At 39.5% G+C, this 25,117-nt stretch carries 26 protein-coding genes, 1 pseudogene and 1 riboswitch; of the genes and pseudogenes, 7 read left to right on the top strand and 20 right to left on the bottom strand.

The window, feature by feature from the left end; all coding sequences use genetic code 11:
* Both NQ550_RS03020 and NQ550_RS03015 read right to left on the bottom strand, forming a co-directional pair.
* Positions 1-1,284 (bottom strand): sensor histidine kinase, encoded by a 1,284-nt coding sequence (locus tag NQ550_RS03020; RefSeq protein ID WP_025580465.1) that lies wholly within the window; start codon positions 1,282-1,284, stop codon positions 1-3.
* Positions 1,262-2,041, bottom strand: a complete 780-nt coding sequence (locus tag NQ550_RS03015; RefSeq protein ID WP_025580467.1) for a LytR/AlgR family response regulator transcription factor — start codon at positions 2,039-2,041, stop codon at positions 1,262-1,264. The genes NQ550_RS03020 and NQ550_RS03015 overlap by 23 nt, the downstream gene beginning before the upstream one ends.
* Before the next feature lie 273 nt (positions 2,042-2,314).
* On the opposite strand from NQ550_RS03015, the gene NQ550_RS03010 reads away from it, so the two are divergent.
* Positions 2,315-3,250 carry a transposase gene (locus NQ550_RS03010; protein WP_025580469.1) on the top strand — a complete coding sequence of 312 codons (936 nt, stop codon included), beginning with the start codon at positions 2,315-2,317 and terminating at the stop codon, positions 3,248-3,250.
* A 114-nt stretch (positions 3,251-3,364) separates the two neighbouring features.
* Positions 3,365-3,700: a hypothetical protein gene (locus NQ550_RS03005; RefSeq protein ID WP_243252724.1), complete on the top strand. Its 336-nt coding sequence runs from the start codon at positions 3,365-3,367 to the stop codon at positions 3,698-3,700.
* A gap of 76 nt (positions 3,701-3,776) precedes the next feature.
* Here NQ550_RS03005 and NQ550_RS03000 read toward each other — a convergent pair whose 3' ends face one another.
* The 4 genes from NQ550_RS03000 to NQ550_RS02985 all read right to left on the bottom strand — a co-directional run bounded on the left by NQ550_RS03000 (position 3,777) and on the right by NQ550_RS02985 (position 6,958).
* On the bottom strand, positions 3,777-5,309 hold the full coding sequence (locus NQ550_RS03000) for an FtsW/RodA/SpoVE family cell cycle protein (protein ID WP_025580471.1): 1,533 nt from the start codon (positions 5,307-5,309) through the stop codon (positions 3,777-3,779).
* 3 nt (positions 5,310-5,312) lie between these two features.
* Positions 5,313-5,642: a PadR family transcriptional regulator gene (locus NQ550_RS02995; RefSeq protein ID WP_022379877.1), complete on the bottom strand. Its 330-nt coding sequence runs from the start codon at positions 5,640-5,642 to the stop codon at positions 5,313-5,315.
* Between the two features lie 201 nt (positions 5,643-5,843).
* Positions 5,844-6,743 carry a hypothetical protein gene (locus NQ550_RS02990; protein WP_022379878.1) on the bottom strand — a complete coding sequence of 300 codons (900 nt, stop codon included), beginning with the start codon at positions 6,741-6,743 and terminating at the stop codon, positions 5,844-5,846.
* A complete protein-coding gene (locus tag NQ550_RS02985; protein ID WP_022379879.1) occupies positions 6,743-6,958 on the bottom strand; it encodes a hypothetical protein in 216 nt (71 codons plus the stop codon). The genes NQ550_RS02990 and NQ550_RS02985 overlap by 1 nt, the downstream gene beginning before the upstream one ends.
* Before the next feature lie 157 nt (positions 6,959-7,115).
* Between NQ550_RS02985 and NQ550_RS02980 the strand changes: the two genes are divergently transcribed.
* Positions 7,116-7,289 (top strand): hypothetical protein, encoded by a 174-nt coding sequence (locus NQ550_RS02980; protein WP_019160770.1) that lies wholly within the window; start codon positions 7,116-7,118, stop codon positions 7,287-7,289.
* A gap of 107 nt (positions 7,290-7,396) precedes the next feature.
* Here the strand turns inward: NQ550_RS02980 and NQ550_RS02975 are convergent, their stop codons facing one another.
* The 9 genes from NQ550_RS02975 to NQ550_RS02935 all read right to left on the bottom strand — a co-directional run bounded on the left by NQ550_RS02975 (position 7,397) and on the right by NQ550_RS02935 (position 16,678).
* Positions 7,397-8,218 carry a HipA domain-containing protein gene (locus NQ550_RS02975; RefSeq protein WP_022379880.1) on the bottom strand — a complete coding sequence of 274 codons (822 nt, stop codon included), beginning with the start codon at positions 8,216-8,218 and terminating at the stop codon, positions 7,397-7,399.
* A gap of 6 nt (positions 8,219-8,224) precedes the next feature.
* Positions 8,225-8,848, bottom strand: coding sequence for a helix-turn-helix domain-containing protein (locus tag NQ550_RS02970; protein WP_022379881.1), 624 nt, complete (start codon positions 8,846-8,848; stop codon positions 8,225-8,227).
* Positions 8,849-9,002: 154 nt separating this feature from the next.
* Positions 9,003-9,590: an alpha/beta hydrolase gene (locus NQ550_RS02965; RefSeq protein ID WP_242859444.1), complete on the bottom strand. Its 588-nt coding sequence runs from the start codon at positions 9,588-9,590 to the stop codon at positions 9,003-9,005.
* A 6-nt stretch (positions 9,591-9,596) separates the two neighbouring features.
* The gene (locus tag NQ550_RS02960; RefSeq protein WP_025580473.1) at positions 9,597-10,955 is read right to left on the bottom strand and encodes a M20 family metallopeptidase; all 1,359 of its coding nucleotides are present in this window, start codon (positions 10,953-10,955) and stop codon (positions 9,597-9,599) included.
* Positions 10,956-11,079: 124 nt separating this feature from the next.
* A complete protein-coding gene (locus NQ550_RS02955) occupies positions 11,080-11,730 on the bottom strand; it encodes an SDR family NAD(P)-dependent oxidoreductase (protein ID WP_025580474.1) in 651 nt (216 codons plus the stop codon).
* Positions 11,730-12,287 (bottom strand): ECF transporter S component, encoded by a 558-nt coding sequence (locus NQ550_RS02950; protein WP_008706068.1) that lies wholly within the window; start codon positions 12,285-12,287, stop codon positions 11,730-11,732. The genes NQ550_RS02955 and NQ550_RS02950 overlap by 1 nt, the downstream gene beginning before the upstream one ends.
* Complete coding sequence (locus NQ550_RS02945; protein WP_025580476.1) at positions 12,284-13,273, bottom strand: nucleoside hydrolase; 990 nt, start codon at positions 13,271-13,273, stop codon at positions 12,284-12,286. Before NQ550_RS02945 ends, NQ550_RS02950 begins: the two co-directional genes overlap by 4 nt.
* Before the next feature lie 112 nt (positions 13,274-13,385).
* Positions 13,386-13,430: riboswitch (PreQ1 riboswitch) on the bottom strand.
* A gap of 232 nt (positions 13,431-13,662) precedes the next feature.
* Complete coding sequence (locus NQ550_RS02940) at positions 13,663-14,769, bottom strand: RNA-guided endonuclease TnpB family protein (protein ID WP_195303062.1); 1,107 nt, start codon at positions 14,767-14,769, stop codon at positions 13,663-13,665.
* A 466-nt stretch (positions 14,770-15,235) separates the two neighbouring features.
* Positions 15,236-16,678 carry an IS1182 family transposase gene (locus NQ550_RS02935; protein ID WP_025580115.1) on the bottom strand — a complete coding sequence of 481 codons (1,443 nt, stop codon included), beginning with the start codon at positions 16,676-16,678 and terminating at the stop codon, positions 15,236-15,238.
* A gap of 122 nt (positions 16,679-16,800) precedes the next feature.
* On the opposite strand from NQ550_RS02935, the pseudogene NQ550_RS02930 reads away from it, so the two are divergent.
* Positions 16,801-17,250 (top strand): annotated as a pseudogene (locus NQ550_RS02930) (ABC transporter substrate-binding protein); the annotation flags it as partial.
* 132 nt (positions 17,251-17,382) lie between these two features.
* On the opposite strand, the gene NQ550_RS02925 reads toward NQ550_RS02930, so the two are convergent.
* From NQ550_RS02925 to NQ550_RS02915, 3 genes are all read right to left on the bottom strand, one after another.
* Positions 17,383-18,411 carry an Abi family protein gene (locus tag NQ550_RS02925; protein ID WP_227218138.1) on the bottom strand — a complete coding sequence of 343 codons (1,029 nt, stop codon included), beginning with the start codon at positions 18,409-18,411 and terminating at the stop codon, positions 17,383-17,385.
* 168 nt (positions 18,412-18,579) lie between these two features.
* Complete coding sequence (locus NQ550_RS02920) at positions 18,580-19,041, bottom strand: DUF6773 family protein (RefSeq protein ID WP_020993481.1); 462 nt, start codon at positions 19,039-19,041, stop codon at positions 18,580-18,582.
* Positions 19,022-19,198: a helix-turn-helix transcriptional regulator gene (locus NQ550_RS02915; protein WP_334319810.1), complete on the bottom strand. Its 177-nt coding sequence runs from the start codon at positions 19,196-19,198 to the stop codon at positions 19,022-19,024. The genes NQ550_RS02920 and NQ550_RS02915 overlap by 20 nt, the downstream gene beginning before the upstream one ends.
* A gap of 206 nt (positions 19,199-19,404) precedes the next feature.
* Here NQ550_RS02915 and NQ550_RS02910 point away from each other — a divergent pair, with 206 nt between their 5' ends.
* The 3 genes from NQ550_RS02910 (at position 19,405) to NQ550_RS02900 (ending at position 23,173) form a co-directional block, all read left to right on the top strand.
* Positions 19,405-20,421, top strand: a complete 1,017-nt coding sequence (locus NQ550_RS02910) for an ABC transporter substrate-binding protein (RefSeq protein WP_025580112.1) — start codon at positions 19,405-19,407, stop codon at positions 20,419-20,421.
* Between the two features lie 406 nt (positions 20,422-20,827).
* The gene (locus tag NQ550_RS02905) at positions 20,828-21,940 is read left to right on the top strand and encodes an ABC transporter ATP-binding protein (protein WP_008706080.1); all 1,113 of its coding nucleotides are present in this window, start codon (positions 20,828-20,830) and stop codon (positions 21,938-21,940) included.
* A gap of 144 nt (positions 21,941-22,084) precedes the next feature.
* Entirely contained in the window at positions 22,085-23,173 is a 1,089-nt protein-coding gene (locus tag NQ550_RS02900; RefSeq protein WP_008706081.1) for a PucR family transcriptional regulator, read from the top strand.
* Between the two features lie 189 nt (positions 23,174-23,362).
* Here the strand turns inward: NQ550_RS02900 and NQ550_RS02895 are convergent, their stop codons facing one another.
* Both NQ550_RS02895 and modB read right to left on the bottom strand, forming a co-directional pair.
* Positions 23,363-24,421, bottom strand: coding sequence for a sulfate/molybdate ABC transporter ATP-binding protein (locus tag NQ550_RS02895; protein WP_025580110.1), 1,059 nt, complete (start codon positions 24,419-24,421; stop codon positions 23,363-23,365).
* Positions 24,421-25,116, bottom strand: coding sequence for a molybdate ABC transporter permease subunit (modB, locus tag NQ550_RS02890; RefSeq protein WP_025580108.1), 696 nt, complete (start codon positions 25,114-25,116; stop codon positions 24,421-24,423). Before modB ends, NQ550_RS02895 begins: the two co-directional genes overlap by 1 nt.
* Position 25,117 lies beyond the last annotated feature (1 nt).

The following is a 25,117-nucleotide window of genomic DNA, read 5'->3' as shown; positions in this document are numbered from 1 at the left end:
TTAGTTCTCTACAATATTTGACAAATATAATAAAACCTGTACCCAAAATCGTTTTTCCGTATATTCAATCTTTATATCTCCACCACATGCTTCTACTACCTGTTTCACACTTTCCAAACCTAACCCGTGAATAGATGTATCAATTTGGCTGGTTTGAAATATATTACCTTTTTGCACAATTGAACCACTATAACTATTTTCTATCAAAATAATCAGGATATCTTTTTGCACACGCACACTAATGGATAAATACTTTTCATCAGATTTACTCGATTCCCTGACCGCATTATCTACCAAATTTCCTAAAATCACACAAATATTAAAATTATTTCTGTATAGTGATTTTGGAATCTGAATATCCAGATTCACAATTTTCAATAATTCATCCGCACGCCTGAGCATGTAATTTAAAACCCCATCAATTTCTTTATTCCCTGTCGAAACTTTTTCTGCTGGATTTAACATAAATTTTTCCATGTGTTCTAAATATCTCATCATATCCTTATTCTTATCCTGCTGTGCCATAGCAGATAATTCTATTAAATGATGCTTCATATCGTGACGCAATTTTTTAATATGCTCCTGAGATTCCTGCACCACATCAAGCTGATGTGCATATACATCAATTATCTGCTCCAGTTTCTTCTCATTCATTTTCGCCACATAAAATTGGGTTAATGTGTAATATAAATAAAACAAAAATGAATTGATGAGTATCAAACTGAATGCTACTGTAAGAACTACAGGTTTGTTATTTTCTGTTAAAGTTGCAATGCTGTGCATACAAACAATGCTAACCAAGGGAATCATACCCAATATGAATACATTCATAAGTGGTAGAGAATCCTGCGTTTTTTTCTTTGTAAATTCTGAAAAAAAAGCAGTTGGAATTAAAATCGCCAAGCTAGTTATAAATTGATAAGCTGAGCCTACTCTTTGTCCGGGAACATATCCTGCCAACAGTTGAACAACTATAATATCTGCTAGTAAATTAATAGAATATATAATAAATGTCATTAGGAATTTTTTAGACAGCTTTATCTTATACGGGCATGCCAGTAGAAATAAAGCAATGACATTCGAAATTATATTCAAATTTGGCGATTCAAATATAATACTAACAATATAAGTCCCAATACATGCAAAAGTATATAGAATCCAATTATATTTCCATAGACATTTTTCTCTGGCAGCAAAAAAATCTATGTACCTTTTAACTGCATAAAATCGAATTCCATTTGAAAACAATATAAGCAACAGTTCAGCTATCATTACGAATTTCATTTGCCATACTCTCCATTAGTTTTCTTCTTATAGCCACACGGTTCGATCTGCTAATATCCAACACATCTCCGTTTATCATTTTTATCCATTTATAAGTAATTTCTTTCGCATGGCACATATTGATCAAATATGATTTGTGAATACGCAAAAACAACCCCTCTGGACACATCTGTTCAATCTCAGATAACTTACCATAAAAACTTTCTATTTTCTTTTCCATTACAATATTAATTTTTCTTCCATCACTTTGAAAATACAAAATATCTTTGTACATAATTCTGTAACTATTTCCTTGATTTTTATACTCAAAATTGCACTCATTTTTTCCAATAATACTAAATATTTTCTCCATAACATGATACAGCCGTTCTTTTTTTATTGGTTTTATCAGAAAATCAAATGGCTGGTTTTGAAACAGTTCTAAAGCATATTCCTTTTTAGAAGATATATATATCATAAACATATCTGTATTCCTCAATATATCCCTGATATATTTTCCGACCTCAACCCCATTCATTCCCGGAAGTTCAATATCTAAAAAAAGAATGTCTGGAGCTTTTTCTTTTTTCAAATATTCTGTCAAAGTATCTCCATCAAAAAACACGTCCACTTCCAACTTTATACATTTTTCGAACGCAAAAAAACTAAGCATTTTCTCTATCTCTGAACAAGTTACTTTCTCATCATCGCATATTACTACTCGCATTATTTCTCCATCTCCTGCTATTCCGTATATTACTCTATTATTTTTATCCATGCAAGCTACTCCTTTCAATTTTTCATAAACTTCATCTTTAGAAGTATGTTAGCAAGAATATAACTATAAATGAGCAAGTTCGTGATTTTGCATAAAAAGAAAGACACCTTAAATCGTTTGTGTTGTATAATGAAAGTGACCAAACAAACATTGCAACATTTACGAAAGAAGGTGCCTCTCACAAATACTATACATTATTCTACATTCATATACAACCAGCTTAAGAAATTAAATTTATGCAAATCTTTTTCGAACAGAGTGATCGGTCATCTCATGAGTATCCTGATCAGTATCTTTATCTCAGGTTACCACGGAAAGACTACCGACTTTTCACAAAACAGTTCCTGCCCCAGAACTACCATCGCACATTTCCTCAATTCTGGGAAATGGGATGATACCTTACTTGAAAATACTTTAAAATCCTCCGTAGTTGAAATTATTTATTCAGAAGCACAGCGCACCGGAAAACCTGTTTTCTGTATTGTGGATGATACCATAGCTTCAAAGACAAAGCCTTCGTCACAGGCTATGCATCCAATTGAAGATGCGTATTTCCACCAGTCCCATTTAAAGAGAAAACAGGATTATGACCATCAGGCAGTTGCTGTTATGCTTTCGTGCAATGGCATTGTCCTGAACTATGCTTTTGTACTGTACAATAAATCCATTTCCAAGATTGATATTGTGCAGAACATTGCAAAGGAACTGCCAGAACCTCCAGTCATGTCATATTTCCTTTGTGACTGCTGGTATGTTTCTGAAAAAATAATCAACACATTTGTACAGAAGGGGTTCCATACCATTGGAGCTTTAAAAACAAACCGCCTGCTGTACCCGTCAGGAATGAAAAAGAAGCTCAGCGAACTTGCTGCTGAATTATCGGTAACAGAGAAAGGATTTGACCCTGTGACAGTCAAAAACCGAAAATATTATGTGTGCCGGTGGACAATAGGGGTATTTTTCAGACAATGTAAAACCCGTCTGGCGTTGGATACCTATCAGATACGTTCCTCGAAAGGAATCCAGAGGTACTGGCTGTTGATGTCAATGGCACATTATATCTGTGTTATAAGCACTGGGCAATATCAGTCTTTCCAGGAAGGATATCAACTGATTCGCAGTACCATTCAGCAGGAAAAGTATCAATATTTGTTTCAATGTGCAAAATCCTGTGTCGATTTTGAAGCGTTTATGAAATTAGCAGGATAGTTTTGTGCATTTTTTCAAATTTGCTCATTTATAGCTTAATAATTAAAGCAGAAGCAGGATAACGGTGAAGCTTTTACTGAAGATGATTACGCTGCTCTTTCCCTGACACCATTGATGTCCGGAAAAATGAGCCGCAAGGATATGTTTAAAGAAGCAATTTGTCTGGCAAAGCCCAATATTGAGCTGAATGCTGAAAAGACAACTGCGATGTTGTATACACTGGCTGACAAGTTCTTAGACAGAACTGAGTTAGACGAAATTAAGGAGGTAATGCGCATGACCAGACTTGGACAGATGTTAATGGATGAGGGCATGGAACTCAAAGAAACCGACTCCATCAAAAAACTTATGAAAAATATGAACCTGACCATTGACCAGGCAATGAACGCCCTGGAAGTTCCGGCAGATAAACGTGAAAAATACCGCAAGACAATCACTCCTGACAATTAATGGATAAAAGTACCGCCATATTGACTTATCACAATCAATATGGCGGTATCTTTCTTAATACAGTTTCTTACATTTTCTATCTGTTCATTTCATTGTGCTGCACAATCTTTCTCATATTTCCAACCAGAAGCAATGTCAGTACAATGGTTACGATTTTAAACGGAATATTCATATAACTCTTACACAAATCCCAATATATGGCAACGCACATAACAACAACAGTGCCTCCTGTCCATATGCACATGGACATTTTTGAGACATACAGGGCTTTTCTCGCTTTGGTTTTATCAAATTTAAAACCTATTTTCAGATGCCGTGGATAGATATTTTTATATCTGTATGTACTCAGCACAATCCCCATCAGTCCATAGGAAACTATAATGCAGCTTCCTCCTGCTGATAAAAAGGGAAGAAATGTTACTGATTGTGGAAATATACCCAGATTTTCCAGGATATTTATGAAAAAGTTTATAAGAAATACGATTCCGCATCCACATCCCATCATCATTCCAAGCTGATTCTTCTGTCGCATGGCAGTGTTAAAAACTGCAAAAATCAAAACTGCCAGAACACAGCATAAAAATATGGCTGCAATTGTTCCATATACAGATGACAGATAGGTCAGAATATAATCCGCATTAAAGGCCGGTAGATTTCCCATTACATCTGATTCACTTTTCCCTATCCATTTATTTTGCTGCCAGAATGAATGCAGCATTTCGGTGAAATAATCCTCTTCTCCACCACCTGAAAAAACAGCCTGTAAACGTGCGATCTGATATTTTGTCAGACTGCTTCTCAGATACCTGATCAGAAAAGCTGCCACAGGCATAGCCAGAAAGCCAGCCCAGATTCCACAGATGGCTCTCCTTTTTCTCACAGTAAACCAGTTCTTTTGAATTGCGATTGTCAGCATAACCAGCATAGATACCAACATCACACAAGCTGTCATAAGCGCAGGCATGGCATAGACCAATATAACCGGTGCAAACATCCATATGATTGCTCTTATCAAGCCCTTATATCCCCATCCATGATATTTATACAAAATTGCTCCATATATGGGAACATAAAACAGCATCAGAGTCTGCATGGATATTCCTCTTCCTCCCGGCAGTACAATGAAGCATCTTGCCCCATTTAACTGATAGCCACCCAACAATGTAACCAGACAGGCAAACAGTAAAATGACGGCAATTATTTTCGAAAATCTTGCCAGTACAGTGTAATCCAGAAGATATAAAATCATCATAACTGCAAGTCCGATCACAACATGGAACACATATCTGTCCGAACCGGCCGCAGCGTTCTCACTGATTTTTCCGGCAATCCCTGCATGTATCAAAACGCCTGCAATGCTGATAAGAACGATTATCCCCAGAAGTTTCCATGCAACCTGAGGCCTGTGGACACTGTCAAGAGAGATTCCTGTTTCCACAGGATCTCCCATATCCCGGACAGCTTCCCTCTCTGCCTGTTCACGATCCATACCTGCCTGCATATTTGCCTCGATCTGATCTTCTATATGATCCTGAAATTCCTGTTTTACATAAGGCCGCGCTTTCTTACAGCGAATCTGTTCCAGTAATGTTTTCAGATATTCGTCCATAGATCACACCTCCATTACAAGCACGTTGGTCACTGCTGCAGAATACTCTTTCCATTCTTCTACTTTTTTTTCCAGAAATCCCCTTCCCTGTCCAGTCAGACTGTAATACTTTCTGGTCTTTCCGGCTGCCTCCTGTTCGTATACTGTCAGAAATCCCTTATCCTCCAGACTGTGCAGTAACGGATACAGAGTTCCTGCTTTCAGTTCAAACACGTTCTGAGATTTCTGTCGCAGGGTATCGATCATCTCATATCCATACATATCCTTTTCTGACAGCAATTTCAGTATAAGCATTGTCATACTCCCGGAAACCAGTGATTTTTCAATAGCCATAGTATTCACCTCCCATTGTATAGATTGTCTATATATCGGTTATCTATATAATATAAGAACCTATATGCTATGTCAACTGTTTCCGGAATAATTTTGAAAACTTCACTGCTATGGCAACCGAGTTCAGGTATCTACATACTTTTTCGGACAGAAAAACCACCGCATTGTCATATAGTAACACAATGCGGTGGTATAAATCTCTCAAAACAGATCCAGCATACTGTCCAGATATATTTTTTCTCTGACATGTATCTGGTATTCCGGTCTGGTCATGTAATAGAGCAGAAATTCCAGTATCAGGGCACTGCCGAGTCCTCTTCCTTCTATTTTAAAATTTGAAAATCCCATTGGCAGATAGATATCCCGGATATCATTGATTCCAATAAACCCTGGATTCTCTATAGCTTTTGAAAAAAGATAGCCCCTCTCTCTCTCCGGTGCCTTGCAGTAATGCTCCAGGCAGTTTTCACCCAGATTCTTGCGGCTGACCGTTTCATAGCAGGCTTTTCTGTCCCTGCAGCCGAACCAGCAGCATTCATTGCAGAGAAATTCTACTTTGTCCTTCTCAGCCTGAGACAATGTATTTAACTTATCAAAAGCCTTGTTTAGCCGGAAATCCGGCACAACATAATGGAAATCTTTTCTCCTGATTTCTTCCTCAAGCTGTGTAAAATCTGTCAGAACCTTGGTAGTGGAGGAAACAAAATAGAGTCCCGGATACTGCTCCTTAATATATTCCAAGAGCAATTCTGAATAAATGATCACGCCGTTTTGCGGTTCTCTGTTTCTCTCAAACAACCGGCACAGTGCATTGCATTTTCTGTCTGAAAGGTGCTCCTGGCGAAGCAGGGAATTGCTGAAAGTCAGTCGGGCAGAAATCCCATATTCCTGCATCAGTTCAAGAACCTCCTCCGGGTCATTCTCTCCGAAGCCAGCCCTGCCTCCACCCCAGATACAGTCTGCCGGAGCACCATATATGGAGCCAATTTCACACCAGTCGTAAAAATATTCCCTGTGTTCCCGGAATAAAGGCAGGAACATCCGGTACAGCTCATAAAACTCAAACAGCCCGGGCAGGTGAAAATATGCTTTCTCCTTCATTAATTTTCCAGCACATCCTCTATGGTTTCCGAAGCATCCTCAAGAGCATCCAGGGCTTCGATCAGTTCATCTGCTTTTCCTGTATGTGTCTCCTCTTCTTCATACTCATCAATCAGTGCTGTCAGCTGATCTTTTATCTCTTCCAGACCTTCATAGATTTCCTTTAATTTTTCTTCCCTTTCCATTACGGATGAAAGCTTTACAACTTTAGACATTGCGATACCTCCCATATGCATTTTCTTTAGGAAAAATTATAACACTGCCCTCTTTTTATGTCTATATAATCTGAAGGCACTTGTGATACCCTTTTCCTCTGTGGTATTCTATAGATATGATCATTGCGTTACGCAAAATATAAAGTGGAGGATTTTTATGTTAGTTTGTGATTATATCGTAGAATCTATTGACGGTGACTATGCACATCTTCGCAGAACAGATCTGCCTGAAGAAGAGTTAAAACTCGTAGCACGGGCACTTCTGCCCTTTGAGATTACAGAAGGATGCAGATTACATTATGAAATGATGCAGTATAGTATCATTGACTGATTTGACAGTCTCCGCCTCACAGCCGTTACAAAAAGTTTACCAGAAAAGGCAGATAAGTGACTTTTTTATCCTTTATCTGCCTGTAACTTCATACACTCTCTGTAATATCATTTTTTCATCAGATACCCATATTTACGCATCTGCCCTCTTAACAGCTGCTCCACGCGTCTTATTACTTCCCTGGGATAATTTTCCGAATTCTTCTGTAAGTATATCTGAATATCTTTAAAGGTAAATTGGAAACCAATCTGAATGCCATACAGTTCTTCTGCTGCATCCAGCTGTATATCAAAATCAGAGCTAAATGGCTTCGCCTCAATTTTTTCCAGACAATATTCCAATGACTGATCAATAGGATAATCCTGATTTATGTCGGCAAACATACAAAGTCCCTGATCAAAAAAAGGACTCAGTTCATATTTCTGTGTTTTTTCATTATAAATGACCGCAATATTGTTGGTATGTCTGTCCTCATTCATGAAAAACGCATCTATTTCCAGCATTGCAGTCAGATACGCTCCAAAATTATCTATTTTAGTAATTTCTTCCACCTGAGTTACCAGGTACTGAATGCGTTCTGAAACATCCGCAAAATCTGAGAGCTTTACTGCCAGACTTTCACCTGTATATCGACGATACAATTTTTCCAGCGGAATCAGAACCTGATTTGCTTTCAGAAAATCCAAACTGGAACAGCCCTGAAATATTTTCCCATTATACTCAATTACAGCTGCTTCATACTCAACAAAAGGGAAAGGACAGGTACTCTTCTGCAAAAGGTCAGATACAAGAACTTCAGATAAACCTTCATATCCCATATAATCAGCCTTATACCACCTGTCATCAATTTTCCATTTGAGCTGATCTCCCTTGGAAGTATGACCGCTCTTATGCAAGGGAGAATATGCATCAAAATTGCGAATTTCCATTTTTGATCAGCCCTCCTTTTTTAGAATCATAATCCATTGATGATCATCTGACATGCGCCCCTGTGTTTTTTCAATAATTAATAACGGATCATAAAATGGAAGCCCCATCTCTCTCAGAATATCTTTCCTGTGATCGCGTGTTCTGGGAAAACAGCGTTCTTCCAGAAAATATTCAAAATCAGCCCAATCCGGATCAGTTACAACTCCAAATGCCCGGAAAATAATCTGATCTGTATAGTTTTTAATCTTAATTTTTTCATGCCTGAAATCAATATCTATCGTTGTACACAGATCATCATGATTCATGAAATTCATACGCATTTTCACATCCGGATCATCAGAAAAATTATAGGCTCGCTTTATCTGACTGTAAATCGTCTGACGGGAAACGTGATACTGTCTGGCAATATCTGTAATTTTTTCTCCCCGGTCCTGCAGTGCCAAAATATGTGCCAGCTGTTCTTCTGTAAACGAATTTTTCCTTCCGGTATTTTTTTTCTTTTCTGAAATAATGCTGTTATTCATATCAGCATTCAAGCATCTGTAATTGTCGGCATCTCTGGATATCTGCTTCAGTTCATGAATATCTGTTGTTCCAAAAATCTGCTGTATCTGATCTTGAAAGTTCATATTCACATCACCACCTAAAAAGACATTATGGAAACCACTTTCACATATAACAGTTTGTCTAATTGAGTATAGCATGGAGCAAAAAGAAGTGTCAAGAAATAGTTTCTTGACACTTCTTCACCCATATCTACTCAATATGATTATGTGCTTTTTCTTATTTCCGCTCCAAAAATCCCTTGGTTTTCCCCATAACATCCTGGAGAATTTTCAGGTTTTCCAGTGTATCTGTTGTTTCCAGTGAATGGTTTGCATTTTTATAAGTATACATTGGCACCTGCTGTTTTTGTGAAAGAGCCTGTACTTCAGGAACAATACTCCATGGATCTGAAGTTCCGATAAAGGCAATGGCATCTCTATGAACAAAATTATATGTGTATTTCAATGGTGTGTATAGTATCTGCCGACATCTGATGCTGTGTTTCTCTGCATATGCGGATGCTATGATCGTGCCTACGCTTTTTGCGACAAATAATATTTCATCATATTTGTCAAAGTCAATGGCAGAAAGACTTTTCTCTGCCTGTTCATAAAGGCTTTCGAATGCCTGCTGCATTTTTTCTTCATTTCCCCGGATATTTCCGCCATCATAAGTATAGCTTAATGCAATTGTTTCTTCATAGCCACATTCCTGCGCCAGCTTTCGTGAATAATATAAAAGTGGCTTGTCACAATGATACCCAATACCAGGGAAAAATACTGCTGCCTTCATGTTCTGCTCTCCATTTAATAGCTGCTCCATCATTTTTCATCAGATTGCCAGAAGATTCTTAATTGCTTCCATATAAACCAGAACTGCCTCTTCCATACCGGATACGAGAATAAATTCATCTGCGCTGTGGATACGATAATCAATTCCCGGCTTCTCAGGTCCAAATGCAATGATATTCTTAAGAGATTTTGCATAAGTTCCACCGCCGATCACCATCGGCTTGTTCTCTGTATCGCCTGTTACATCTGTGTAAGCTTTGTATAAAGCATTTACCAGTGGGGATTCTCTTGGGAAGAATAAGGCATCACCAATTCCCAGAATCTCTATACGACCATTCTCATCCTCAAGTCTGCTCTCACACATCCTGCGGACTTCATCTGCTTTCAATGTTACAGGTACTCTGATATCAATTGTACAGGAGATCACATCATTCTCTGTTTTGATCATACCGTTGCAAAGAGTAAGTTCGCCATACTCATCTGCAAATTTCAGTCCAATGCCTTCACCATCGCAGGATGTGCCGATATGTGTATTATAGAATTCCACAAAATCGTCCTTAAATCCTGCTTTCTCCAGACATTCAAAAGTAACACCTATTGCATTGACCCCAAGAGTCGGAGTGCTGGCATGTGCCGGAACTCCCTTTGCATAAATACTGATCTGTCCATTTCCCTCTGTTACCTTATATTCCTGAAGCTTTGTCTCTGCAAGTACAGCTTCCAGTCTCTCCTTCAGTCCTTCTTCGGCAGGAACAACTATTGTGGAGGAATCGCATACTGCGTTAAAGACAAACCCTCCATCTGCAGAGATGATTTTCGTGTTCTTGGAATAAGCCATCATCTGCAGAAGCCCCTTTTCGCCATGAATACATGGAAAACTGGCATCCGGGGTAAAGCCGCAGGATAATTCTTCTGCCACTTCATTATAATGTTCCATACATTTGGAACCTGTTTCCTCATTACATCCCATAATGAGACGTACTCTCTTGTTCAGCTTCACACCTGAATCGCGAAGAAGCTTCATTGCATAAAGAGCTTCCAGAACAGGTCCCTTGTCATCTGTTGTTCCACGACCGTAAACATAATCACCCTCGCGTGTCAGTTTAAAAGGATCATAACTCCAGTCGCCGCCTACAGGTACAATATCCAGATGTCCGGCAATACCAACAATCTCATCACCCTCACCCATCTCTGCATAACCACAGTAATTGTCCAGATTGACTGTCTTAAATCCAAGCTCCTGTGCAATCTTAAGACCTTCTTCCAGTGCTTTGGCAGGTCCTTCTCCAAAAGGCTTCCCCTCTGCGGGAGTGCCAAGCTGAGAATCAATGGCAACCAGCCTTCCCAAATTGGTAAGCATCTCCTCTGTTAATCCATGAATCTGTTCTTTGATATCCATAATTTTTGCGCCTCCTGTTAAATACTTTCTCTATCTTTGAAATATCTTTATCACTATTTTCTCATTTTATCATATTCGGGCACAAAATAACAGTAGATCGCAGGAATGATTTTTCAGACCCACTCTATGGCCAGATAAAATTGCAGTTTCCGGCCTCCAGACCGTCAATTAGAATGTTCTGGCCTGTACAGAAACGGTTTTTTACCGCCATAAAGTAAATCCACTCTGCTGCCTCTTCCACAGACATCCATCGTTTCAGAGGTGTGAGTTCCATGATCTGATTCCAGAGCTTTTCATCCTCCATCACCGGCCGGTTCAGTTCAGTCATAACCCCACCAAAATCCAGACTATTGCATGTCGCCTGATAAGGTGCTATCCTCATGGCCACATTTTTCGTATAGGCAAGGACTCCTCCTTTACTTGCTGCATACTCCGGAAATTCAGAACCTGTATGCCCGCTTGCTGATCCAATCATAATAATGGAATAAATATTGGGATGAATGCCGTAATGTTCTGTAACAGAAATAGTTCCTTTCAGATTTACATCAATATCATCGCCATTCTGAACCCCTGCATTATTGATCAGAATATCTACCTGTCCGATTTCCGGATAAGAGCTTTTGTCTCTGATATCCAGACAGAAATGAGTATATTTCGGATGTTGGATCGAGGATATATTTTTATCAAATCCATAGACTTCATGATTTTCTTTCAGGAAAAATTCTGCACAGCCTTTCCCGATCCCAGATGCTGTGCCTGTAATCAGGACTTTCATCAGGCAAAATTCTCCTTCATACTTTTACGCAGCGCTGTAATAAGAACTGCTGCTACTGCAATACACAGAACCCTGTCAATGTAATCTGTGATAAACTGAACTACAAAACAGCTTCCTACCATTCCAAGAGGTGTTTTTGCCAGAAGCTGTACAAGAACAGTGGATCCGGAAGAAGTAATTCCTCCAAATAAAAATGCCGTAATACAGGAACTGATTATGGTAGATGGAAGTGTGATCACAAGAGCAGCCGGAAATATCTGCCACTTTTTCGGCTGGAATTTTCTGTACACGAGACCTGTCACAAAACCAAGAAGAATCCCTACCGGAGCGTAATACAGGGAATAAATATCTACAGTCATTCCCATCAGCAGGCCGCTGAGCAGATTAGGCAACATTCCATAAAAAGGACCCAGAACAGCAGCCACAAATACGGTTCCGATACTGTCCAGATAAATAGGAAGTTTCAGAAATAAAGCAATCTGTCCTCCCACAAAATTAATGCAGATAGCAAAAGCAATCATACAGATTTTCTGTACACTTATTTTTTCAGTTTTCATTTTAAATCTCCTCGTATTAAATCTTGTAAAATATCCAGTTTTTCCGGTTCCTGATCAAGGATCCTTGAAAGAAACATCTGAAAGAATCCATACACATCTACCTCAGTCAGCACCCTCGCATTCGATGCTTTCCGATAGAAATTCATAGAGTCCACAACAGACTGCCCAAGAGAAATCCCCTCTGTTTCAATCTGTACATAGGAATCAAAGCCTTTGCAGAGTTCCGGATTGATAAAATATGCCACTGCCAGGGGATCATTGATCACACAGCCAATGATATGCTCCCATTCCCAGTGGAAATCAAAATAGAATTTCGTAATCTTTTTTACAAATTCCCCTGTTTCTTTGTTCAGACGGCACATATACTCCAGCAGATCAGGCGTGAGCACAATCTTTCTCGTCACATCCAGCCCAACCATATGGATTTTCTGGCCATTCTGATGGAGTGTCTCATATACCAGTGAAGCCCCGTCCGGGTCACACCAGTAATTGTATTCTGCAACAGGTGAACAGTTTCCATGACTTTTAAAGCTACCGCCCATGGAAACAATTTCCTCAATACAGGAAAATGCTTCTTTATCCTTCTGGATCAGTCTGGCAAGATTGGTCATAGGTGCCAGTTCGATTATGGATACTTTCTCTTTTTTCAATACATCAGCAAGAAAATCCACAGCACTGATCTGCTGATGATAACCGGTTACTTCCGGCAGAAAGCTTTCACCAAGCCCGTCTTCTCCATGAGTGTCCAGAGCATTCACGTAATCCCGCCTTAAGGGAGTGCTTTCCCCAATGTACACAGGAACGTCCAGACGATTCATCTGCTTCAGGATTTTCTTTGCATTTCCAAATCCCATCTCCACCGGTGAATTTCCACACACAATGGTGATTCCGATCACTTCGATCTCCGGTGATTTCAGTGCAAGCATAATCGCAAGACTGTCATCAATCCCCGGATCACAATCAATAATTACTTTTCTTTTTTTCATTTAATTCCTTTCTGTCAAAGCAAAAAAAATACTTTTGTTTATCCCTCAATAAACAAAAGCATCAGCAAACAGACCGCTTATGATAACTCATAAGCGACCGCAATATTTTTTACTTTGCCTAGTTTTTTATACTGGGAGGGTTTCGAACCAGTTTCGGTGGTTATTTTAACACATATTTTTATGCATGACAACAGTTAGCGCATACACCATTTGAGATTTGCAGCATATTCTAAGAGCAGAAATCTCGTGACATGCTCCCGCCACTTAAATCTTACAGATTTTGAAGTGGGAGCTTCCTGCTCAATTGCCCTTCAGGGCAAAGCTAAAACAGGCTATCCCCGCGTGTCCCGCGGTTCTTTTTTATCCGGTTACGGATCTTTTCTGTGCTATTATGCACATTTTTTATATATTCTTTTTCCTTCTTTCAGAATATTGACCGCCGCATTCACATCCCGGTCCATCCGGTTTCCACATTCGCATAGGTATATCCGTTCTGATAATGCCAGCTCTTTCTTCTTATGTCCGCATACGCTGCATATCTTACTGGATGCAAAATATCTGTCTACTTTTATCAGATATTTTCCACGTTCTTCCAGCTTATATCCAAGCATGGAAAGGAACTGACCGTATCCGTTATCCTGTATCCCTTTTCCGAAATGCAGGCCTCCGGCCATCCCCTTCAGGTTCAGATCCTCCACACATACTGCGTCATAGTCTTCTGCAAGGCTGTGGCTGAGCTTATGCTGGAAATCCTTCCTCTGGTTCTTTATCTTTTCATGATATAAAGCAACCTTTTTCTTCTGTTTCTGATAGTTACGGCTGCCCTTTTCACATCTGGAAAGTTTTCTCTGTTCCCGGGCAAGTTTTTTCTCTGCATTCCGGTAGAACATGGGATATCCGGCTCTTTCACCCGTAGAAAATACACACATCCCATGCATGGCAAAATCCATCCCCAGGAATTTTTCCGCCTGTCTTTTCTCCGCTGTTTGGTTTTCACAGTCGAACAACAGGCTGGCAAAATATTTCCCGGACGGTTCCCTGCTCACAGTCACTGATTTCAGCTTCCATCCCTCCGGGATCATACGGTGGAGTTTTATTTTTACCGGCTGCATCTTTGGCAGTTTCAGGAATCTGTCCTGCAAACAGATATTCCCATTTACCATATTCGTTGTATAGGATTTCCGCGAATGTTTTTTTGATTTATAATGCGGAAATCCCACTCCCGGTTCCCGGAAAAATTTCCGGAAAGCCCCTTCCAGATTTAACTGTACATTCGCCAGCGCAAGAGAATCCACTTCTTTCAGCCATGGATATTCTTTTTTATATCCGGCCGGCGTATTTTTCAGCATCTTTTTTTCTTCCTGATAATAACGGATCTTATCCGCAAGCATCCGGTTATAGAGAAAACGGCTGCAGCCGATCGTTTTTTCTATCTGAGTTATCTGTTCTTTATTGGGATAAATCCTTATTTTTACTGCCCGGTTTATCTTTCTCACCCTGACTTTCTATATACTGATGGATTGTTCCAACAGGTGCTATATTTCAAAGATTTCTTTTGCTCTCTCTAACATTTTATCGTCCAGCATCTTTCTGCTATATTTCATAACCATGATCAGCTAACAACACAGAATGAGAATTATTATGTACACTCACTTATTGCTTATTTCGACCGTCCAATTTTCAAGAGCATATTGTTCTTTTTTTCTATTATAATATATTTATTGTATCAGAACAAGTGTTTTTGTGATTTTTTATGAATTTGAGCAGACATGCTCGAATGTGCAATTCATCCCATCACCTATAGGACGCCACTGAAAAAGTGGTAAGTTTAGTATCACAGGGCGTCAAATATGTGCAAAAATGTTCCTTGATAATAAAATATTGCTAAAATAGTGTTTTGAGGGATACAAAATCTACCCTTTTGAGAGATGAATTTTCCTATTTTTCCTCATTTGGGCAGACTTATCCCTTTAGTTTTAAAATTCGTTTTAAATTGACTGCAAATATTGATACTGCTCCTTGAAGTTGCATGTTTGATAGTCCAGCAGCGTCACAACGACTATATCCGTGTATATTTTTTAATTCACTATTTTTTGCCTCTATCATATGGCGGGTTTTGAAACGTTCCTTGAAATATTGTGTTTTTTGAAACGCTTCTTGATTTTTATGATAATCCGATTTAATAGTGATACTATACGTTTTGGTTTTTGCATTTTCTTTATAGCAGCCATTACGATAAGGACAGACATGGCATTTATTAATATCGAAAAAATATTTGATACGTGTATTCTTTTTCTGATTACTACGTTTGTCAATTCGATATTTTATAGCCAAATGCCCCGCTGGGCACTGCATGGTATCCGCATCTTTATTAAAGATAAAGCCGTCCTCTGAACGAGTCCCTTTTATGATGCTCGGGTTAAGCTTTGAAATTAATTTATAGTCATTGCTTTGTGCATCTTTTAAATTTTCCAGTGTGGAATATGCGGTATCTGCTATTACTTCATTAACGGTTGCACCTGCTGCTTTACTTTTTTGAACCAGTACTGGAAGTTCCTGACCATCAAATGCTTCGCCAGATGTGATTGTTGCTGCTGTGATAATCCGTTCATCTGTCATGGCCAAATGAGTTTTGTATCCGTAAAAAGAAGAATTGACCGCTTTATGGCCAATCCGGGCATCCGGGTCAATGGATTGATCATAACAATCAATCTGATTATCCAAAATTTCGGATAACATAGAAGATTCTTCTTTAATCGTTGGCAGTTCTGAATACGGACTTTCCTGAACTGTGTTTAATAATTCATGACAGTATTCATTATACTCATCTAAAGAAGCTCGTTTTTCAGGTTCATCTGGCAGATAAATGTCTTTATCAGAATCTTTTAAAGCTGCTTTTAAAGAAGTAGAGGCTTTTTTCAACATTTCTCTCTGAGTAGTTTTATGATAACGGGCTTCTGTATGAGTTGAGTCAACAATTATAGTATTGCTTTTTAAAACACCTTGATTTATGGCAAGTTCTACACTTTTATTTATGAGCAGATCAAGTATATTTTCATCTTTTAAACGCTGCTTTCTGAATTTGGTTAAAAGACTAGGATGGATAACCTCTTCTTCTGGCGTTAATTCCAGAAAATATTTAAAAGACATATCATATCGTGATCTTTCAACAACACCATTATCAGAAAGGTTATAAAGATATTTTAAAAGCAGATATTTAAATAGCAATATAGGGTTTTTTGCATTACGTCCATTATCAAGGCAATATTTATTTTTTAATTCATCATATATAAAAGAAAAATCGACCAATTCCCTGATTTTTCTTAGAATATGATCTTTTGGAACAATCATGTCATATAAATCTGAATAATAACTAAGGCTAAGTTTAAGTTGGGATGATAACATTTCAACCTCCGACAATTATGATACCTTAATTATATCAGATATATGATTTTACGACCACTTTTTCAGTGGCGTCCCTATAGAGGTGAGGGAATTCTTGCTACGGTTGTTAAAGGAGTATCTGCATGAAAAATAAAAAATGGATCACACTGGCGACAGCAGTCGTTCTGGCGGTGACTGCACTGCCTCTGGGAGTGTTTGCTGCAAAGAAAGATGAGGCGAAGCTTGCAAAAGTTACCTTAAATGAAGTAGCCCATTCCATCTTTTATGCACCGCAGTATGTGGCAATCGAAGAGGGATATTTTAAAGATGAGGGGCTTGATATGACGCTTATAACTGGCTTTGGGGCAGATAAAACTATGACTGCCGTCATATCCGGCGAGGCGGATATCGGATTTATGGGAGCAGAAGCATCTATCTATGCCTATCAGGAAGGAGCTACTGATCCTGTTGTAAACTTTGCACAGCTTACCCAGCGGGCCGGAAATTTCCTTGTGGCAAGAGAAGAAATGCCGGATTTTAAATGGGAAGATCTGAAGGGCAGGAAAGTCCTTGGCGGTCGCAAAGGTGGCGTACATATATCAATGTAAATTATGAGACGATTGTGATTTTGTGTAATTGGGTGGATGGGTTGAATAGTACGAAGAAATCGCAGAAAATAGAATAGCTTTAAATATAAGTGGAAATATTTTTGCTAATATCTCCACTTATATTTTGCGAAATTTTGTTATTTCTTTCCAGTTACTAGGAAATCCCATATATTCAAAAAGATCATTCAACTTCAAATTTGAATTCTGCTTTTCATATCGGTCAAAAATATGCAATAGTTGCTTTTTAAACAGTAAAAAATCGGTCTTTGGAAGTAGATAACGAAAAGTAATGACTACACTAAACAAGTCATTTTTTCCATATATGTATTTTGAACCGTTTTTAGAAATGCTTAATTTTTCATGTAACAATGTATCTGGAATATCAATATATGTGTGATAGAAAAACAATCTTTCGTTATGAGCACATACATTTCGGTACAGCGTTAATACCTTTAAATATTTTATCATTTCATTTTTCTTGACATTTCCAAAATCCTGGCAAATTGCTCCCTGCATATTTTGAGGTAAGAATTCAAACATTTTGGATATCTGACCAAAAGTAAGGGTATTCATAATCACCCATAACGGAATATTATGATATTTGTTACGCTGGTAAACAAGATATTCGTGATCCTTGTTTTTGTTTGCCATCATATCTAGCATTTTGATTAATTTGGTAATTCCATTTTTATTTTTGGGAATATTGCCGTAATTATTGGAGTTGAGATATTCTTCTTGACGTTCTCCATGTTTTTTACAGAAGTGATAAGAAATGGACGAACGCATTTTTCTTTCCACGCGGCATAAATACTTAAAGAAAATCCCACGTAACTCTTCATCAAATTCATAAAGAACAACTATATCTTCAAAACACGCTTCATTAATGTATTTGCGGGTATGAATATCAATAAAAGGATGTTTATATCCACCAATTAATGCATAATAACTGATATTCTGCAGGGATTCTACCGCAAAATCATCATCTGTAATAACTAGATTTTTTTCATTTTTCAGTTTTTCAACTTGTGCGGTATATGTAATAAACGGTTTGCTCATATGTACCTCGCTGCAAAATGTTCCAGATAAAGAAAAAGGAGAGGGGCCTCGGCACCCTCCCCCGATCGCAGGCTTCTCAAGTTTCTGCAATCTGATCACTAAAGATAATATAACTGATATAACTAAGAAAGTCAATCAGAAATCATCTTTGTTTTAAATTATATTCGGCAAGGACATTTTTATACATTGACCAAGGACCAAGGGGGACGGTGTTTGATGGCTCAAATACAGTCCCCTCTGGCTTTTCCCCAGGTATCATCATTCATCCTCAGAATCATCTTCAAGCTTTTTCAGTCTTTTTTTATAAATTTTAGAAGTAAGCGTTAATGCAAGGAAACATAAAATCTCTATAGAAAAAAACATAATAACTCCAGTTGCAATGGAACCGACGAGTTTGTGATAATTCCGATAAGAAATGATAAACCACAAAATCCCCATAACAACTGCGGCGATGCTACTGGCCATGATATTGTTCTTAAAATTTGGTTTCAGCTTTCTGTCCCAGATTCCGTTTCTTATGCATCCTACTGTAAGATATAAAGCAAGGCACATAAATACGATCCATTCTCCGGAAAGATCCTGTTTGCTGTCATTTCCTATGGCTATCTGGGTCAGTATTACAGCCAGCAATCCCCAGAAAGCCAGCCAGCATCCATTGTGCTCAATCTTCAGAAGTTTCAGTTCCTGTAATTCATCCAGATTACTTTTCGTTTTCTTCATCCTCGTCATCCTCCCAAAATAAATCATCCAGACTCTTATCCAAGATACGGCAGATTCTTCGGCATAGCTTGATTGTTGGATTGTATTCACCCTTTTCGATTGCATTCATAGTCTGCCGCGAAATACCGGCAGCCTCCGCCAATGCCTTCTGCGTCATATCCTTTTGTGCTCGTGCTACTTTGATAGCAATATTCTTTGGCAAGCTTGCTTCACCTCCCTGATGACTATAAGATATCATTTATTTGTATAAAAGTCAATTATATTTTACTTTTAGAAATATATAAATGAATTATCAAGAAAAAATGCACCATTTTTGAGTTGAGGGAATATCCTAACAGCAGAAGTCTCAAAAGGAGTATCTGCATGAAAAATAAAAAATGGATTTCACTAGCGGCAGCAGTTATTCTGGCGGTGACTGCGCTGCCGATGACAGCTTTTGCTGCAGAGAAGGATGGGGGAGAGGAAAAACTTACGAAAGTTACGTTGAATGAAGTAGCACATTCTATTTTCTATGCTCCACAGTATGTAGCAATTGAAAAAGGATATTTTAAAGATGAGGGGCTTGATCTAACGCTTATAACTGGCTTTGGGGCAGATAAAACTATGACTGCAGTCATATCCGGCGAGGCGGATATCGGATTTATGGGAGCAGAAGCATCTATTTATGCCTATCAGGAAGGAGCTACTGATCCTGTTGTAAACTTTGCACAGCTTACCCAACGAGCCGGAAATTTCCTTGTAGCAAGAGAAGAAATGCCGGATTTTAAATGGGAAGATCTGAAAGATAAGAAAGTTCTTGGCGGTCGCAAAGGCGGCATGCCGGAAATGGTATTTGAGTATATCCTGAAACAGAACGATCTTGACCCACAAAAGGACCTTTCTATTGATCAGAGCATTGACTTCGGCGCTACTGCTGCTGCCTTTACCGGAGATGATTCAGCCGATTTCACCGTAGAATTTGAACCGTCTGCTACTGCTCTTGAAAAACAGGGCACAGGATATGTTGTTGCGTCTCTTGGCGTTGATTCCGGTTATGTGCCTTATACTTCTTACAGCGCCAAAACCAGCTATATGAAAAAAAATCCTGATATCATGCAGAAATTCACCAATGCTCTGCAGAAAGGTATGGACTACGTTCAGAGCCATACTCCGGAAGAGATTGCAGAAGTAATCGAGCCACAGTTCCCGGAGACGGATCTGGATACTGTTACAACCATTGTAAAGCGCTATTACGATCAGGATACCTGGAAAGAAAATCTGGTGTTCGGACAGGATGGCTTTGAACTGCTGCAGGATATCCTGGAAGACGCAGGTGAACTGAAAGAACGTACACCATATGCAGAACTGGTCAACACAGAATTTGCAAAAAATGCTTCCTGATGATTTGCTTTCTCTGATCCCCCTGTAATTTTAGCCCGATATTCGTGTCTTCTCATCCGTTCCTTCATATTGTCAGAGATTTTTGACTTGATTCAGCCAAACCATAATCTTATATATACTTTGAGTAACAGGTAGTAAAGAAGAACCATATTTTAACTCCAATTTTGAAAAACGCAGACAGAATTTCGTCATTTTGTCCTGCGTTTTTCTCATGCCTTTTGACAGTTTGACGGAATCCCCGAATACTGATTCCGGCTTTTCGTCAGAATGACAAGAAACGAAAAAAATCTTTGTACGATTCTTCCCTAGCCATCCCCCCTCCTTTTCGCTATACTGTCTACAGATGAAAAAAACGAGTAATCAATCAGCAAAAACAATATGAAATAATTTTGGAGGAATAATAATCATGGCAAGCTTATCATTACAGCACATTAACAAAACTTACCCAAATGGTTTCCAGGCAGTTAAAGATTTCAATCTGGAGATCGAAGATAAAGAATTCATCATTTTCGTAGGACCTTCAGGATGTGGTAAATCTACTACACTTCGTATGATTGCCGGTCTGGAAGAAATTTCCGGCGGTACATTAAAGATTGGTGACAAAGTTATGAACGATGTAGAGCCTAAAGACCGTGATATCGCAATGGTATTCCAGAACTACGCTCTGTATCCTCATATGACAGTATATGATAACATGGCATTCGGACTTAAACTTCGTAAAGTTCCGAAAGACCAGATTGATAAAGCAGTTCGTGAAGCTGCAAGAATCCTTGACCTTGAGAAACTTCTTGATCGTAAACCGAAGGCTCTTTCCGGTGGTCAGAGACAGCGTGTTGCTATGGGACGTGCTATCGTACGTAATCCTAAGGTATTCCTTATGGATGAGCCTCTTTCCAACCTGGATGCTAAACTTCGTGTACAGATGCGTATCGAGATTTCCAAGATCCACCAGAGACTGGGTGCTACAATCATCTATGTAACACATGACCAGACAGAGGCTATGACTCTTGGTACCAGAATCGTTGTTATGAAAGACGGTGTTGTTCAGCAGGTAGATACACCTCAGAACCTGTATCAGAAACCAGGCAACTTATTCGTTGCAGGATTCATGGGATCTCCGCAGATGAACTTCCTTGACGCTGTTATCTCCGAAAAAGGTGGCAACCTTATCGCTAAAGTTGGCGAGCATGAACTGGTTATCCCAGCTGCTAAAGCAAAAGCTCTTAAAGATGGCGGCTATGTAGGTAAAACAGTTGTTCTCGGTATCCGTCCGGAAGATATCCATGATTCCCAGATGTTCATCGAAGCTTCTCCAAGCGCACCGATGACATCCGTAGTTAAAGTTTACGAGCTTCTCGGAGCTGAAGTATTCTTATACTTCGATGTAAACGGAACTCAGGTTACAGCACGAGTTGATCCTCGTACAACAGCTAAGACCGGTGATCCGATCAAATTCGCATTCGATATGGAAAAATCTCATTTCTTTGATAAAGAAACAGAACTTACAATCTGCAACTAATTTTCAGGAATCTTTAATAAACCCGGGGAGTTTTCCCCGGGTTTTTATGTTATAATATAGAATTGGCTGCCTGATTACTTCGATCAGACAATTTGCAAGGATTGCTATAAGCTGACTCATACCCCAAAAGAAAGGATTGACCTAATGAAAATACAACAGATTTTACAGAAATGCCTGACAGACTGGAAGAATATCAGCCAGATTGATTTCTGTCTGCTGGATTCTGATAACCATATCTTTCTCTCTACCTGTGATAAAAAACTTCCTGCAGAATCAAAACTGGAAGAATTTCGCCAAAGCAGTGCCCTGTGTGTTTCCAATACAAGCTGCTGCCTGTATAAGATCATGGAGAACCATTCCATCTCCTATATTCTGATCGTATGGGGAAAAGCAGAAAGTACTGCTACCATCGGAGAGCTGGCTGTATGCCAGGTACAGAGTCTCCTGGCTGCCTATGCAGAGAAAAGCGACAAGAATACCTTTATGCAGAATCTTCTCCTTGGTAGTTATTCTGATGTAGATGCCTTTAACTGCGCCAAGAAACTGCACATTGCAACTTCTGTTCAGCGTGCCGTATTTCTTGTGGAAACCAAACAGACCAAGGATGAGAACGCTCTCGCTACGATCCGGAATATTTTCTCTGCCCGTACCAGAGATTTCATCACAGCTATTGATGATACAGGGATTATCATCATCAGAGAATTACAGTCTACAGAAACTTATGAGGATCTGGAATCAATTGCATATATGCTTGTAGATATGTTAAATACAGAAGCAATGACTTCCGCATGGGTTGCCTACAGTAATCTGGCAGAGGATATTTCCAGGCTTCCAGACGCATACAAGGAAGCACATACAGCCCTTGAAGTAGGCAAGATTTTCTACGCAGATAAAAATGTATTCGGATATAACCAGCTTGGAATCGGCAGACTGATCTACCAGCTTCCTGTTTCCATATGTGAAATGTTTATCGACGAGATCTTCAAAGAGGAAACTCTGGATTCTATTGACGAAGAAACCCTGATCACCATCCGTACCTTCTTTGAAAATAACCTGAATCTCTCCGAGACCTCCAGACAGCTTTATGTACACAGAAATACTCTGGTGTACCGTTTCGAAAAACTCCAGAGAAAATTCGGACTGGATATCCGCGCGTTTGAAGATGCACTGACATTTAAACTGGCGATGATGGTTGTGGACTACATAAAATATTCTAAGAATCATCCGTCATAGATTTCTCAGACAATTTGATAACATCCATCTGCGTGATCAAACCGGCAGACTCTTACAGCTACATGGCTACGCGATTCTACACCGAATAACTGCTCCGCAGGGACTTACTTGATTCGGTTAAAAAAGCGTTATATCTTCACCAGAAATCTCTGTTGAAAATAAAACGCTTTTTATTATTTCTTATATATTCTATTTCGCTTCTTTCAGCAGCATCAGATGCTCTTCCGGAAAATGGATATATTTCGGAACTTTTGCATGCGGATCTTCCTCAAAATTTCCTTTGGGGCACATCCACCAGACCGGCTGACAGTCTCCGCCTTTCTTGTTCTTCAGTAAATACTGATGTTCAAAGGTCGTTTCAATATATTCCATAACTTCCACTTCCATGTGGTTCTCTCCGCCTTCAGATGCACCTTTCATCCAGTGACCGCGGATTCCCACATGCGTAACATCATCCGGCACCACATCTTTGGTCTGCAGCATCAGATCCCAGTCCACTGCATAAATACTGTGTTTTCCCATTTTCTGTACAGTTGAGAAATTTTTACACCCTGTCAGTCTGGCTGCCTGCAGAATACCGGGTCGTTCAAAGAGTTTCTTGGTTTCTCCTGTAGTAAGTGCCTGACCGCTGTCCAGAATTGTCAGATGTCCGCAGAACTTGTAAGCCTCATCACGGCTGTGAGTGACCAGAATCATATCACCTGTGTACTCATTAAGAAAGTTCTGCATATCACGCTGCATGATATCTTTCAGATATCCATCCAGTGCTGAGAACGGTTCATCCAGAAGGATGACTTCCGGTTCTCCGATCATCATTCGTGCCAGTGCGACACGCTGCTGCTGACCTCCGGAAAGCTGTCCCGGATAACGTTTCTCCAGCCCGTTAAGCTGATAGCGCTCTATGTAATCTGCCACTTTTGCCTTAAGCTGTTTCTTATCCCCTCTGTATCCGCATGCGATATTCTTCTCTACAGTCATGGTAGGAAAAAGTGCATAGTTCTGAAAAAGATAGCCGACCTTCCTCTCCTGCGGTTTAAGATTGATTTTCTTTTCTGAATCAAAAAGAACTTTATCATTTACAACAATTCTTCCTGAGTCCGGTGTCTGGATTCCTGCAATACAGCGCAGAGTCATACTTTTTCCGCTTCCGGATGCTCCAAGGATCCCCATTGGAGAACCATCACTCTCGAGCTTTACTTTCAGAGTGAAGCCATGAAGTTTCTTCTCAATATCCACACTGACTGCCATTACATCCACCTGCCCATCTTCATTCCCTTACCGGAAACGATATTGATCGCCGCAACGATCACAAATGAAATGATCAAGATCACAACTACCCAGAAACCGGCCATGCCATAATTTCCTGCCGCAGTCTCCGAAGCAATGGCAACGGAAACGGTTCTGGTCTTGCCAAGAATGTTTCCTGCGAGCATGGATGTAGCACCGTATTCTCCGATTGCTCTGGCAAAGGCAAGGACTGTACCGGATGCGATTCCGGGTCCTGCTGTCGGCATGACAACTGTCCAGAAGATTCTTCTGTCACTCATGCCAAGTGTCTTGCCTGCTGCGATCAGATTCACATCCACCTGTTCAAATGCAGCGCGTGCATTTCGATACATCAATGGAAACGCAATTACAGATGCTGCGATCACGCAGCCCTTCCAGGTCTGTACGATCTTAATATCAAAATTATCCAGCAGAAATGCCCCGAACGGACGTCTCAGACTGAACAGCAGAAGCAGAATGAAACCGGCCACTGTCGGGGGAAGTACCAGAGGCATGGTCAGGATACCATCCAGTATGCCTCTGGAAACAGGTTTCATCTTCATTACCAGTCCCGCAAAGAATATCCCCAGAAAGAACGCGATCACAGTAGCCGCGAAACCTGTTTTCAGTGAAATCCATAAAGGACTCCAGTTTATTTCTGCCAGAAATTCACTCATT

The organism is Blautia wexlerae DSM 19850, from assembly GCF_025148125.1.
In the GTDB taxonomy this organism is placed as follows: Bacteria; Bacillota; Clostridia; order Lachnospirales; family Lachnospiraceae; genus Blautia_A; species Blautia_A wexlerae.
The sequence above is the reverse complement of the archived record's forward strand: the minus strand, read 5'-3'. Positions and strand labels throughout refer to the sequence as shown.